Origin of the sequence: Hyunsoonleella sp. 2307UL5-6, from assembly GCF_047345485.1 — a bacterium.
Lineage (GTDB): Bacteria > Bacteroidota > Bacteroidia > Flavobacteriales > Flavobacteriaceae > Jejuia.
In genome coordinates this window covers 25,987-38,919 of sequence record NZ_JBLFEN010000002.1, presented here as the reverse complement: position 1 = coordinate 38,919, position 12,933 = coordinate 25,987, and the positions used below count along the sequence as shown (strand labels likewise).

Sequence of the window (12,933 nt, the reverse complement as noted above, 5' to 3'; positions counted from 1 at the left end):
GTTTATTCAGAAATAACAAAACTATGTATAATTCAAACGTGCCAAATAATCAAAATGTCCCCCTTCCAAAACTAATTCACAATTAAGACCAACAGTTTTACAAGCCAGTTTTAAAGTTTTAAAATCTAAATACAACCACTTTATGGGTGTTTCTTTTTCGTTCTTATAAGATAAAAAATAGTCAAGTTCGCCATAGTATCCAGCATTCATGTCCATCCAATAGCCACCATCTTCATCTTCGTACATATATCTAATATCCGAGGAATCGATTAAAATTTGGCCGTTAGGGTTCAGCAAACGTTTCAAATGTTTTAAATATTTTGACACTTGTTTCATTTCCTGAAAAATACCCGTACCATTCATCAATAACAAAATGGTATCAAATGTATCAGTTTCATTTAAAAGCGATTTGGGTTCAGCATGTAAAACACCTCGTTTTTTAGCAACTGTAATGGCACCTTTAGAAACATCTATAGCTTTAACAGTATGCCCTTTGTGTTGCAAATACAAACTATGACTGCCAGCGCCACATCCCACATCAAGAATATTACCTTTTGCTAATTGTAGTGCTTGTTGTTCAATTTTGGGCATGTTTTTGAAATCACGAAATAAATAGGGTAGTGGTAATACATCTTCATCAGAAATATTTGTAGAGGTTATTATATCCTCAGAATAATTCCCATTGTGGTAATCTAGTAATGCATTTCCAAAAATATCTTTCATCTTGTTTCTAATGTCAGTTCGAGTGATTTCATTTTTATGAAATCGTATCGAGAACCTTTGCTTTAGTATAACTTCTCGACTCAAAATTACTAATTATGATGGTGAGAACGAAGTACTTGGTAATCTCCTCTTTTTATTCACCAAGCTACTTTACTAATTAAACGTCGTTCAGATATTTTCAATCAAAACATATTTTGATTTTCAATACTCTTGATAATGTCGAAAATTGGTATTTTTACCCAATGCAAGATATTATAAACAATCTCCCAAAGCAGGCCAAAGATAAGCATAACGAGAACAAAAAATTCTTTACAAAACTTAAAAAGAAATCGCCTAAAAATTTAGATTATGTAATGCAAGACTTGCACGACGAAGAATTTAAACGCACCGATTGTTTAGAATGCGCCAATTGTTGCAAGACTACAGGCCCATTATTTACAGATAAAGATATTGAACGTATTTCAAAATTTTTCAAACTAAAACCACAGCAATTTATTACCCAATATTTACGATTAGATGAGGAAAACGATTATGTGTTACAAAGCGTGCCTTGTACGTTTTTAGGTGCAGATAATTATTGCTCTATTTACGATGTGCGCCCAAAAGCGTGTAGAGAATTTCCGCATACCGACAGAAAAAAGTTTCAGCAAATTTCGAACTTAACATTGAAGAATGTGGCTATATGTCCTGCGGCTTTTAATATTGTTGAAGCGATGAAACAGCATATTAAGTTGTAATTTGTAATTTCAGTCTCAGTCTCAGTCTCAGTCTCAGTCTCATTGTATTTAGGAGAAAAAATGAGTGCTACATCAGTTGTTAAGGTTTAGTAATGGCCTTTTTTTAATGATGTTACACTTTTGCAAGAGATTTAAAGTTTTTTTATATTTAGAAAAAACAATTTTGGAAAATTTGCTAAATTATTTCGAAACTATTCCTTCGCATCACCGCGCCATAATTATTGTTGGTGGTCTTACTTTTTTTTTGCTTCTAGAAGGTATTATGCCACTATTTGGTAAACCTTATAAAAAATGGAAACATGCTATACCTAATATTTTCTTTACTATTACTACAATTGTTGTTAATTTACCATTGGCTTTTTTGTTACTAAAAGCGTCCGATTGGGTTACAGCGAATAACTTTGGTATTTTAAATTGGTTAACAGAAACACCATTGTGGTTGTATGTTATTATAGGGTTATTTCTTATGGATTTAGTTGGTGCATATTTACCACATTTGGTAGAACACAAAGTAAAACCATTGTGGATGGTGCATTTGGTTCACCATACCGATCATAATGTAGATACCACTACGGCAAACCGCCACCACCCGCTAGAAAGTATTATCCGTTATGCTTTTACGCTAATTGGCGTTTTTATTATTGGTACACCCATTGCTTTGGTAATGTTGTATCAATCTTTATCGGTTGTTGCTACACAATTTAATCATGCCAATATAAGTTTGCCAAAAAAATTAGACAAGATGCTAAGCTATATTATAGTATCTCCCGATATGCATAAAGTGCATCACCATTATAGGTTACCTTACACCGACTCAAATTACGGCAATATTTTCTCCATTTGGGATAGATTATTTGGTACATTTATGACATTAAATCCTGATAAAATTATATATGGTGTAGATGTATTTCCTGATGAAAAGAAGAATGGAAATATAACCGAATTATTAAAACAACCTTTTCAGAAATACGAGAAACCAACCATACATTCAGATACTTAATATAACGTTTTGAATGCTAGTTGCTTTTAGTAAAATCACTCTTATAATTTATTTTGAGTTTAGACGATGTGGTGAGTTTCTTTGTGTTTTAGTTAATAATTAAAGCTCTAATTATAAATTAAATACTGCGCTCTTATTTTCTTAAAAGCCTGCAAGTCCTCTTTCCAAGTTGCTTTAATAGCTTCCTCACTTAATCCAGCTACAATTTGCTGTTGCAATATGGTTGTGCCCGCATGCTTAGTGAAATTATCAGTATTAAAAAACTTAGATTTATCCATTGAATTTTCATAAGCTTTTATAATCCATTTTAAAGTCATTTCGCTACTAAGTTCCGCATCTTGCAAATCTTCACCATAACATAATGTATTTTGATGCTTTGGGTATTTAGCACCAAAATTAGCAATAGGTGTATACCTTAAACTCATAGTTTCTGGATTGAGAAACGGCGCGCCATATCTTTGAAACTGAAATTCCGTACCACGACCAGCATTTATAGTGGTGCCTTCAAATAAACCTAAACTTGGGTATAGTTTTATAGACTGGTCGTTAGGTAAATTAGGTGAAGGTCTTATAGGTAAACTATATGCAATGTAGTGCGAGTAATTTTTAATAGGTATCACAGTAATATCACATTGTAAACCATCAGCTAACCATTTCTTACCATTAATCATTTTAGCATATTCGCCAATAGTCATACCGTGTACAAGTGGTATCGGGTGCATGCCTAAAAAACTTTTATGTTTATTATTTAAAGTTGGTCCGTCTATATAATGCCCGTTTGGGTTAGGTCTATCAAAAATTATTACAGGAATCCCAGCTTCGGCGCAAGCTTCCATCACATTATGTAGCGTGGAAATGTAGGTGTAAAAGCGTACACCAACATCTTGAATATCAAACACCATAACATCCAAACCTTGTAAATGCGCTTGGGTTGGTTTTCTATGTTTCCCATGTAGCGAAATTATTGGTAGTTTTGTTTTAGTATCAATACCATCTTTAACCTGCTCTCCTGCATCAGCTTTTCCACGAAAACCATGTTCTGGCGCAAATACTTTTTTAATAGCAACCTTTAATTCTAAAAGCGAATCTACCAAATGCACGTAAGAGGTACTGCGATTAGCTTTTGGCGAGCTGGTAATCTCCTTAAAAATTACCGAAGTTTGGTTAGCCACAACTCCTACACGTTTACCTTTTAATAGTGGTAAATACAACTCAGTTTGGTTAGCGCCAACCGCAACAGTTGTATCTTCCTTAACTTGTTTTATGATGTTGTTATCAGAATTAAATGCAATAGTTTCTTTTTTAACTTTAGAAGCACAGGAAACCGTTACTAAAACAAATAATAAAACTGTATTTTTGAAAACATTAAATCGCATAGAGTAGTTTGAATTACGAGTATTTTATAGCTAAACGCATTATTGGTAGTAAAGCGTATAAAAGTAGCATATCGGCACCAATAATAAAAATTGGTATTGCGGCCATTGCTATTGGTATGGTGGTAATGATGATAGCTATTGCAACCGGTATCGGACTTCAAGAAAAAATTAGAGAAAAAGTGGTGGCGTTTAATGGGCATGCTACTATTACAAATTACGATAGTAATGCGTCTCAAGAAAGTATAGTGCCAATTTCTAAAACACAAGAATTTTATCCTGAGTTTAATACGGTAGAAGGTGTTACGCATATACAAGCGGTAGCTACAAAATTTGGAGTGATTAGAACTGAAACCGATTTTGAAGGTGCTATTTTAAAAGGTGTAGGAAACGATTATAATTGGCAGTATTTTGATGAGTTTTTAGTAGAAGGACGTTTACCGCTTTTTGAAAAAAAATGGAGTGAAGAGGTGTTAATCTCAGAGTATTTGGCCAACCGTTTGGGATTTAGTTTAGGCGATAAATTTCAGATGTATTTTTTAAAGGACGATACAGAGAAACCACCAAATATCATCAGTTTTAAAATTGTTGGGATATACAGTTCTGGATTTCAAGAATTTGATGCACAGTATCTTATTGGTAATTTAAAACATATACAACGTATCAATTCTTGGACAGAAGACCAAATTGGTAATTTTGAGGTGTTTATAGATGATTATGATGATATTGAGCGTATGGGTGTAGCTATTTTTCAAAATACACCGTCAACACTAAATACAGCAACTATTAACGAGAAGTTTTATTCTATAATTGAATGGGTAAAGATATTTGACAAAAATATTTACGGTATTATTGGTATTATGATATTAGTAGCAGGCATCAATATGATAACTGCCCTTTTAGTTTTGATATTAGAACGTACCCAAATGATTGGAATTTTAAAAGCCTTAGGAAGCTCTAATTGGAGTATTAGAAAGTTGTTTCTCTATAACGCGTCTTACTTGATAATTTTAGGCTTGTTTTGGGGTAATATTTTAGGTTTAGGTGTGTTGTTTGCTCAGAAGTATTTTAAGATTCTTAAAATGAACCCAGATGTATATTATGTTACCGAGGCACCTGTATATATTAATTGGAGTTATATTTTTGGCTTAAACATAGGTACGTTAGCACTGTGTTTAGTAATGCTTTTAATTCCTTCTTACATTATTACAAAAATTTCTCCAGTTAAGGCGATTCGGTTTGAGTAGTGTCGTTTTTTTATTTTGAAGACTAATTTTTTATTCTATTTAGTTTTACAGGTTTTATTATAGTGATTAATAAATTTGACTAGATTAGATAAGTTTATTTTTTTTAGTTCCAAATCGTTAATTAATTCAGGGCAGTCTTTAAAATAATCTTTAGATTTTTTTAAGAATCGTTTATTGTTTTCTACTTTTATTAATGTAGTACTGTTTTCTTTCAAAATATAATGTTGAACTATGAGATTATATGCTTTACTAAAGCTACTTAAATCAGAATATCTAGGGCTAACTGTAATGCTATTCCCATTGGAAAGAACATGGTTTTGAGAAGTATTTACAGGTTTTGTAGCTGAATAGTTTAAGTTAGTTTTAGATAATTTTTCTCTTGTTGTTTCTCTATCATAATCAGAATAAAACAAATCTGATCCATTTCTTTTTGAAGCTACATAAATACTGATGTTGTCTTTATAGATTAATTCTACGAAAATTTTGAATTTATTATAATTATGATTTAAATACTGAAATGTTCTACTATTTGTAGAATCAGGATTAGTAATAATTAAATCTATTTCTTTATAATTGATTTTTTTACTTTTTCCTTTTTTTTCTTTTTTAAGTCTTGGATAGAATTCAGAACTTGCAAGCCATAAAAAACCGATATCTGAAGAACCGTTTTTGTAAATAATTTTACTTTTAATAGCAGGGGTTCCTCTTAATGGTAGATGTTGAGAATAACTTTTGAAGGTAATTATAGCCAAGAGAAAAAATGTAATTTTATTCATTTCTGTTTGTTTTACTTTGTTTTTAGCTGTATGATTTTCAGTAACTAAAAGCTATTCACTATCTATTTATTTTCAAGATAACTATTTTTTATAAATTGATATTTCTAAAATTAAAAAAACGTAAACGTATACAGCTAAAACAAATAGTGATAAGTTTTGATTTAGTAAAGATTGTTTTTAGATACGTTCTTATCTTTTTCGAAGGACTTTTTCAATTTCTCTAATTCCGATTTTTTTTCAAACGTATTCATTTGTGTATTTCCTTTAATTTTATGTTTAAGAGAATCATAGTGCTTTTTAAGAAATTCCAAATGGTCATTTTTTCCGAAAGCATGTAACCTTAATTCTTGCATAGTTTTAAATTTAAAATTTGTTTCTCAATAAATGGCATCTTTAATGATATAAAGCTACAATTTTACATAGTTCTATCACAAAATATTTCAAATTCTATCTGGCCAAATATCAGGCAATTCACCGCTAAAACCCATTTTAGGTAGTGTATCAATCTGTGTCATTTCTAAGGTGCTCAATTCAAAATCAAATAGGTCTATGTTTTCTTTTATTCTATGGGTTGTATTGGATTTTGGTATCACAATTATCTTATGCTGTATGACCCATCTTAAACAAACTTGTGCTACAGATGTATTATGCTTTTTTGCTATATCTTTAAGAATGGTGTTTTTTAATATTTTACCTCTAGCCAGAGGAGACCAAGCCTCAACAGTAATAGTTTTAAAGTTACAAAAATTTACTAACTCTTGTTGCCGATACCCAGGGTGAAATTCTATTTGATTTACGGCAGGCACCACATTAGCAGTTTGTAACAAAGCCTCTAAATGTTGCTTAAAAAAATTACTAACACCTATAGATTTTATCTTACCTTCTGCTTGTAATTCTTCCATGGCTCGCCAAGTATCGGTATTGGCTTGTTGCCAGTTTTCATAGTTTTTAGCATTTGCAGGCCAATGTATCAAGTATAAATCGATGTACTCAAGGTTTAGTTTTTGTAGCGATCTTGCAAATTCTTTTTTAGTAGAGGCATAACCTAAATTTTCGCGCCATAGTTTTGTAGTAATGTAAAGTTGTTCTCTAGGAACGTTACTAGCTTTTATCCCTTTTCCAACCGCATCTTCATTTCCATATATAGCCGCTGTATCAATTAAGCGATATCCATTTTCTATGGCGGCGGTTACCGATTGTATACCTTCTTGAGCAGTACATTTGTACGTACCAAAACCTACCAAAGGGATGCTGTGGCCGTCATTTAGGGTTAAATATTTCATTAGTTTTCTTTTTAGTTGAGGTTATTTTTTTCATTCACTAAAATAATTTTATGATCTTAAAAGTTTTCGATATTATTTTTTGTGGCTTAAATAACTAAAACAGATATACCTATTAATTTTAATCTAAAAAAAAGTGCCGTGACATAAATTATCAGTTATCATCAATATCACTAATATGATGCTCAAATGCTTTTACCGAAATTTGTATTTCTAAAATTAAAAGCGATAGAGACGCAATAAGTAATAGTAATGCGATACCAAAACTCCAAACGGCAATTGTTTGTTGCTCTATATAAATTAAAAACATGGTAATTACACATAGTAAAAGACTACTAATGCCTAAAATTTGCATAGATCGTGTAAGATACACGCGTCTTTTTATATTTTGTATTTGTGCAACAAGTGTTGGGTCTTTACTTATTAAATATTTATCGTATAAGTTTCTAACAACGGCGGTGTAAGCTATAAACCTATTGGTGTAGGCTAGCATTATTAAAGATATTGCCGAAAACAGTAATGCTGGTGTGGTAAGCGTTAATTCTTCCATATTTTTTTTAATGTGTAGCCAAAGTTAGTCAACTTTTTATATTTTAGGCTGGTGCAAGAAGACTTTCTACATTATATCTGGAAACATAAAATGTTTCATCAAACCGATTTAAAAACGGTAAATCAAGAAGTTATTAAAATTAACACAGTTGGTACGCATAATTTTAATGCTGGCCCAGATTTTTTTAATGCAAAACTTAGTATTGGCGAGCAACTTTGGGCGGGTAATGTTGAGATACATATAAAATCATCAGATTGGTTTTTACACAATCATGAACAAGATAAGGCTTATGATAACGTAATTCTGCATGTGGTTTGGGAGCATAATACTGAGGTGTTTAGGCAAGATAATTCTGTAATCCCAACTTTAGAATTAAAAGCATACATACCGTCAGAAGCTTTAGCAAATTATAATAAGCTTTTTAATGCGAATCAAAATTGGATTAATTGCGAAACCGATTTCGCTGGTGTTGATGATTTTACCATATCGCATTGGTTAGAGCGTTTGTATTTTGAGCGTTTAGAACGAAAATCTAAAGATGTTTTTACGCTTTTAGAAACCTCAAAAAACAATTGGGAAGCCGTATTATTTAAAATGCTTGCTAAAAGTTTTGGACTAAAAGTTAATGGAGATGCTTTTTTGAGTGTAGCAAATTCATTCGATTTTACAATTTTAAGAAAATCTCAGTCAAAACTAAATACTATTGAAGCATTGTTATTTGGGCAATCAAGGCTATTAGAAGCAACAGTTGAAGATCCCTATTATGTGACGCTTCAAAATGAATATCAGTTTTTAAAACAAAAATTTAGTTTAGATAATTCTCTTGTGGTATCGCCATCGTTTTTTAGATTACGCCCTAATAATTTCCCAACCATCAGGTTATCGCAATTGGCTAATGTATATCATAATCATCAAAATTTATTTTCAAAAGTAATTGCTGCACCATTAATAGAAGATATTTATCATTTGTTTTTAGTAGCAACTTCAGAATTTTGGATGTCGCACTACACGTTTTCAAAAACAACTAAAACCTTTAAAAAATCAATTTCAAAAGCATTTATAAATTTATTAATAATTAATACTATTATACCTGTAAAATTTAGCTATGCCAAGTTTCAGGGTAAATCTATTGATGCTGATATTTTAAATATTATTGAACAATTGCCTTCAGAAAAAAATAATATTATAGATAAATTTAATGCGCTTAAAAAAGTGTCAACGCAAGCACTACAATCTCAGGCACTACTTCAGCTTAAAAATGAATATTGTAATAAAAATAAATGTTTAAAATGTGCTATTGGTAACAAACTTTTAGCAAACTAAACTTTTAAAAGAATAAACTAAAGATTAACTTGCACTTATGAATATTTTTTACAGGATTTTACTGTATTTACAAAAACACGGATATCATGTATGTCAACGTATTGCTGATAGATTTGGTATTCGCGCAAAGATAGTACGGACCTCGTTTATGTACATCACTTTTGTAACGGTAGGTTTTGGTTTTGCACTGTATATGTTTTTGGCGTTCTGGATGCGTATTAAAGATCTTATTTATACTAAACGCTCTTCGGTTTTCGATTTATAATAGCCTATGAATCCTATAGTAAGACTTTTTAGATCTAGAATATACACAGCACTTATACTACTAGTTTTTATTTTGTTAATCGGTGTGTTTGGTTACCGATTTATATCAGAATACTCATGGGTTGATGCCTTATACATGACAGTAATAACAATGACAACTGTTGGCTTTGGTGAGGTTACTCCGTTGGATAATGAATCTAAAATATTTACTATATTCTTAATTTTAGCAAGTGTTATTATTGTAGGTTATGCCTTGTCTATAATTACAGAATATATATTAAGTAAAAATGATTTTGAAGGATTAAAATATAAAAAGATGCAAAAGAAAATAGATGGTTTTAAGGATCATGTTGTCATTTGTGGCTATGGTAGAAATGGTAAACAAGCTGCGAGAAAGTTAGAAGCGCATAACAAATCGTACGTTGTAATTGAAAAAGATAAAGAGGTTGAAGAGCGCTTGCAGTATGACGATGTACCTTATGTAATAGGTAATGCAAATGAAGATGAAACCCTACTTTTAGCAGGTGTAGATAGAGCTTCAAACTTTATAACCGCACTTCCTAGTGATGCGGATAACTTATTTGTTGTTCTTTCAACAAGGCAATTAAATAGTAGTATAAACATAATAAGTAGAGCATCTCAAGAATCGTCTTATAAAAAATTAAAGTTTGCTGGAGCAAATAATGTGATTTTGCCCGATAAAATTGGTGGAGATCATATGGCATCCTTAGTAGTAGTGCCAGGTTTAATGGAGTTTATTGATAATTTGGCTATTGTAGGTAATGCTAATATTAATATAGAAGAGGTTGCAGTTGAAAAACTGTTTAATACTAATAGTAAAGCTACACGCACCATAAAAGATTTAGATTTACGTAAAAAAACAGGCTGTACAGTTATAGGTTATAAAGACGAAAACGGAGAGTATACCGTTAACCCTGAAGCCGAATTACATTTAGCACCAAATTCTAAAATTATAGTATTGGGCAGGCCCGAGCAAATAGAGGTGCTGAATTCAGAATATGATATTGAATTAGAAGAATAATCACATTTAGCATAATATGTTTTAAAAAATGATTTTTTTTTAGCATCTTGCTGTCTTCTTATGCACATTTTTCAATAAAACACTAACACTTTTTAACTATGAAGAAATATCTTCTTTCAATTTTTACACTAACATTACCTATAGCAACTTTTGCTCAAGAAGCAGAAAAAGGCATTGACCAAATTATAGATGAAAAATTTGGAAATGCCACAGGATGGTTTGTAGATGCTGTGTTTTATCAAATACCTTTTACCGATACAGTAAGTGTTTATTGGGTGTTGTTTCCTTTAATTATTGGTGCTATATATTTTACCATATATTTTAATTTTATAAATTTTAGTGGTTTCTTAACCTCTATAAACATTGTACGTGGTAAGTATGATGATTTAGAAGGAAGAGAAAATCATAAAGTTGAAAAGGGAAAAACATCATTTGTAGACGACGAAGATAACCCAGATACTATAAGAGTTGAAGGGCATGATGGAGAAGTGTCACACTTTCAAGCATTAACCGCTGCTTTATCAGCAACAGTAGGTTTAGGTAATATTGCAGGTGTAGCAATAGCAGTATCAATTGGTGGTGCAGGTGCAACGTTTTGGATGATAATTGCTGGATTTCTTGGTATGGCTTCTAAATTTGTAGAATGTACACTTGGTGTAAAATATAGAGATATTGCAGAAGATGGTACAGTGTATGGCGGACCAATGTATTACTTAACCAAAGGGCTAAAGTCTAAAGGTATGGGTGGTTTAGGTAAAGTGTTGGCGGTATTATTTGCAATTTTTGTGATAGGAGGTTCTTTTGGTGGTGGTAACATGTTTCAAGTAAATCAAGCATTTCAATTAGTAGAAAATATAACAGGAGGAGAACAATCCTTTTTACATGGCTATGGGTGGGCTTTTGGTTTGGTTATGGCAATTTTAGTAGGCATCGTTATTATTGGTGGTATTAAAAAAATAGCTAAAGTAACCGATAAAATTGTACCATTTATGGTAGCTATTTATGTAGCTGCTGCGCTATATGTAATACTGTCTAACTTTAGTTTAATTGGTACTGCTTTTGCTGCAATTTGGAATGGTGCATTTAGTCCAGAAGGTATCGCAGGTGGAGCAGTTGGTGTTTTAATACAAGGGTTTAGGCGTGCAGCATTTTCTAATGAAGCTGGTATAGGTTCGGCATCTATTGCGCACTCAGCAGTAAAAACAAAATATGCTGCTAGTGAAGGCATGGTAGCGCTTCTGGAACCATTTATTGATACGGTAGTAGTGTGTACTATGACGGCAGTGGTATTAATTATCACAGGATTTGTAGATCCGTTAAATCCACCAGCAAATGATGCGCAAGCCATTTTACTTACCTCTAGTGCATTTGAGTCTTCAATCTCATGGTTTCCTTATGTGTTAACAGTTGCAGTAGTGTTATTTGCATTTAGCTCTATGATTTCATGGTCGTATTACGGCTTCCAAGGATGGACGTATTTATTCGGAAGATCTAAAAAAACCGAATATACTTATAAAGTCATCTTTTGTATTTTTGTAATTGTTGGTGCAGCAGCTAGTTTAGGCTCAGTTATCGGTTTTTCCGATGCTATGGTATTTGCTATGATGGTGCCCAATATGGTTGGCCTTATATTACTCGCGCCTAAAGTTAAGCAAGAACTTAAAAAATATATGGAGGCTATAAAAAGTCTTAAAGCATAAATTATTATGCGTAATTTTAAATCCCATTTTCTATTCACTAAAGAACAACGAAATGGGATTTTTTTATTGTTATTTATCATTGTTGTATTGCAATGTATTTATTTTTTTGTTGATTTTTCTTCGGAAGATGTATTAGTAAATCAAGAGAGATTAGCGCAATACGAAAAAGAAATAGACTCATTAAAAGCGCTTAAAATAGCGCAAAGTAAACCTGGAGTCTATCCATTTAATCCAAATTATATTACCGACTATAAAGGATCTACTTTAGGAATGACTACTACAGAGATTGATAAGTTGTTAGCCTTCAGAAAAAAGAATAAATGGATTAATTCTTCTAAACAATTTCAGGATGTTACAGGTGTTTCAGATAGTCTTTTAGCACAAATCTCACCATATTTTAAATTTCCTGATTGGGTTACAAACCCCAAGCCAAAATCATCTTACACTAAAACATACCGTACTTCACCAAAAACGTACATTCAGAAAAAAGATTTAAATACAGCTACAGCACGTCAATTACAAGGTGTTAACGGTATTGGTAAAAAATTATCAGAACGTATTGTAAAATACCGAGATAAATTTAAAGGTGGCTTTATTGCCGATGTGCAGTTGCAAGATGTTTATGGCTTATCCCCAGAAGTTATCTTAAAAATTAAAGAGGATTTTACGGTTAAAACACCTAGAGCAATTAAAACGCTAAATATAAATATGGCAACAGTTGATGATTTGGTGTCTATTCATCATATTGACTATGAAATAGCATACAACATCATAGAATATCGTAATCTGCATGAAAGTTTTAAAAATTTAGATGAATTATCAAAAGTAAAAGACTTCCCCACAAACAAATTAGAGATAATTCAATTATCTTTGCACATTCAATAAATGATTACATTAAATTTTCCTATTCTTTACAAA

14 protein-coding genes are annotated in these 12,933 nt (G+C 31.7%); 8 read left to right on the top strand and 6 right to left on the bottom strand.

Features of this window, described 5'->3' with window-relative positions; all coding sequences use genetic code 11:
• Positions 1-21: 21 nt before the first annotated feature.
• On the bottom strand, positions 22-723 hold the full coding sequence (locus tag ACKGJY_RS03650; RefSeq protein ID WP_413972496.1) for a class I SAM-dependent methyltransferase: 702 nt from the start codon (positions 721-723) through the stop codon (positions 22-24).
• Between the two features lie 242 nt (positions 724-965).
• Here ACKGJY_RS03650 and ACKGJY_RS03645 point away from each other — a divergent pair, with 242 nt between their 5' ends.
• Together ACKGJY_RS03645 and ACKGJY_RS03640 are read left to right on the top strand one after the other, a co-directional pair.
• The gene (locus tag ACKGJY_RS03645; RefSeq protein ID WP_413972495.1) at positions 966-1,460 is read left to right on the top strand and encodes a YkgJ family cysteine cluster protein; all 495 of its coding nucleotides are present in this window, start codon (positions 966-968) and stop codon (positions 1,458-1,460) included.
• Between the two features lie 163 nt (positions 1,461-1,623).
• Positions 1,624-2,460 (top strand): sterol desaturase family protein, encoded by an 837-nt coding sequence (locus ACKGJY_RS03640; RefSeq protein ID WP_413972494.1) that lies wholly within the window; start codon positions 1,624-1,626, stop codon positions 2,458-2,460.
• A 107-nt stretch (positions 2,461-2,567) separates the two neighbouring features.
• On the opposite strand, the gene ACKGJY_RS03635 is transcribed toward ACKGJY_RS03640, so the two are convergent.
• Positions 2,568-3,836: an exo-beta-N-acetylmuramidase NamZ domain-containing protein gene (locus tag ACKGJY_RS03635; RefSeq protein ID WP_413972493.1), complete on the bottom strand. Its 1,269-nt coding sequence runs from the start codon at positions 3,834-3,836 to the stop codon at positions 2,568-2,570.
• A gap of 8 nt (positions 3,837-3,844) precedes the next feature.
• On the opposite strand from ACKGJY_RS03635, the gene ACKGJY_RS03630 reads away from it, so the two are divergent.
• Entirely contained in the window at positions 3,845-5,080 is a 1,236-nt protein-coding gene (locus ACKGJY_RS03630) for an ABC transporter permease (RefSeq protein WP_413972492.1), read from the top strand.
• 35 nt (positions 5,081-5,115) lie between these two features.
• Here ACKGJY_RS03630 and ACKGJY_RS03625 read toward each other — a convergent pair whose 3' ends face one another.
• The 4 genes from ACKGJY_RS03625 to ACKGJY_RS03610 form a co-directional block, all read right to left on the bottom strand.
• Positions 5,116-5,856: a hypothetical protein gene (locus ACKGJY_RS03625; protein WP_413972491.1), complete on the bottom strand. Its 741-nt coding sequence runs from the start codon at positions 5,854-5,856 to the stop codon at positions 5,116-5,118.
• Between the two features lie 161 nt (positions 5,857-6,017).
• Positions 6,018-6,209: a hypothetical protein gene (locus ACKGJY_RS03620; RefSeq protein WP_413972490.1), complete on the bottom strand. Its 192-nt coding sequence runs from the start codon at positions 6,207-6,209 to the stop codon at positions 6,018-6,020.
• Between the two features lie 87 nt (positions 6,210-6,296).
• The gene (locus tag ACKGJY_RS03615) at positions 6,297-7,139 is read right to left on the bottom strand and encodes an aldo/keto reductase (protein WP_413972489.1); all 843 of its coding nucleotides are present in this window, start codon (positions 7,137-7,139) and stop codon (positions 6,297-6,299) included.
• A 151-nt stretch (positions 7,140-7,290) separates the two neighbouring features.
• Positions 7,291-7,686 (bottom strand): DUF2721 domain-containing protein, encoded by a 396-nt coding sequence (locus tag ACKGJY_RS03610; RefSeq protein ID WP_413972488.1) that lies wholly within the window; start codon positions 7,684-7,686, stop codon positions 7,291-7,293.
• 51 nt (positions 7,687-7,737) lie between these two features.
• Between ACKGJY_RS03610 and ACKGJY_RS03605 the strand changes: the two genes are divergently transcribed.
• From ACKGJY_RS03605 to ACKGJY_RS03585, 5 genes are all read left to right on the top strand, one after another.
• Entirely contained in the window at positions 7,738-9,009 is a 1,272-nt protein-coding gene (locus ACKGJY_RS03605) for a DUF2851 family protein (RefSeq protein ID WP_413972487.1), read from the top strand.
• 37 nt (positions 9,010-9,046) lie between these two features.
• A complete protein-coding gene (locus ACKGJY_RS03600) occupies positions 9,047-9,274 on the top strand; it encodes a PspC domain-containing protein (RefSeq protein ID WP_413972486.1) in 228 nt (75 codons plus the stop codon).
• Positions 9,275-9,280: 6 nt separating this feature from the next.
• Entirely contained in the window at positions 9,281-10,315 is a 1,035-nt protein-coding gene (locus ACKGJY_RS03595; RefSeq protein ID WP_413972485.1) for a potassium channel family protein, read from the top strand.
• Between the two features lie 98 nt (positions 10,316-10,413).
• Positions 10,414-12,015 carry an alanine/glycine:cation symporter family protein gene (locus ACKGJY_RS03590; protein WP_413972484.1) on the top strand — a complete coding sequence of 534 codons (1,602 nt, stop codon included), beginning with the start codon at positions 10,414-10,416 and terminating at the stop codon, positions 12,013-12,015.
• A 6-nt stretch (positions 12,016-12,021) separates the two neighbouring features.
• Entirely contained in the window at positions 12,022-12,900 is an 879-nt protein-coding gene (locus tag ACKGJY_RS03585; RefSeq protein ID WP_413972483.1) for a ComEA family DNA-binding protein, read from the top strand.
• Positions 12,901-12,933 lie beyond the last annotated feature (33 nt).

What these genes read in the sequence shown, in the direction of transcription:
- ACKGJY_RS03625 (WP_413972491.1), bottom strand. Translation starts at nt 5,856, where the DNA reads ATGAATAAAATTACATTTTTTCTCTTGGCTATAATTACCTTCAAAAGT.
- ACKGJY_RS03595 (WP_413972485.1), top strand. Translation starts at nt 9,281, where the DNA reads ATGAATCCTATAGTAAGACTTTTTAGATCTAGAATATACACAGCACTT.
- ACKGJY_RS03650 (WP_413972496.1), bottom strand. Translation starts at nt 723, where the DNA reads ATGAAAGATATTTTTGGAAATGCATTACTAGATTACCACAATGGGAAT.
- ACKGJY_RS03585 (WP_413972483.1), top strand. Translation starts at nt 12,022, where the DNA reads ATGCGTAATTTTAAATCCCATTTTCTATTCACTAAAGAACAACGAAAT.
- ACKGJY_RS03620 (WP_413972490.1), bottom strand. Translation starts at nt 6,209, where the DNA reads ATGCAAGAATTAAGGTTACATGCTTTCGGAAAAAATGACCATTTGGAA.
- ACKGJY_RS03600 (WP_413972486.1), top strand. Translation starts at nt 9,047, where the DNA reads ATGAATATTTTTTACAGGATTTTACTGTATTTACAAAAACACGGATAT.
- ACKGJY_RS03645 (WP_413972495.1), top strand. Translation starts at nt 966, where the DNA reads ATGCAAGATATTATAAACAATCTCCCAAAGCAGGCCAAAGATAAGCAT.
- ACKGJY_RS03615 (WP_413972489.1), bottom strand. Translation starts at nt 7,139, where the DNA reads ATGAAATATTTAACCCTAAATGACGGCCACAGCATCCCTTTGGTAGGT.
- ACKGJY_RS03610 (WP_413972488.1), bottom strand. Translation starts at nt 7,686, where the DNA reads ATGGAAGAATTAACGCTTACCACACCAGCATTACTGTTTTCGGCAATA.
- ACKGJY_RS03635 (WP_413972493.1), bottom strand. Translation starts at nt 3,836, where the DNA reads ATGCGATTTAATGTTTTCAAAAATACAGTTTTATTATTTGTTTTAGTA.
- ACKGJY_RS03590 (WP_413972484.1), top strand. Translation starts at nt 10,414, where the DNA reads ATGAAGAAATATCTTCTTTCAATTTTTACACTAACATTACCTATAGCA.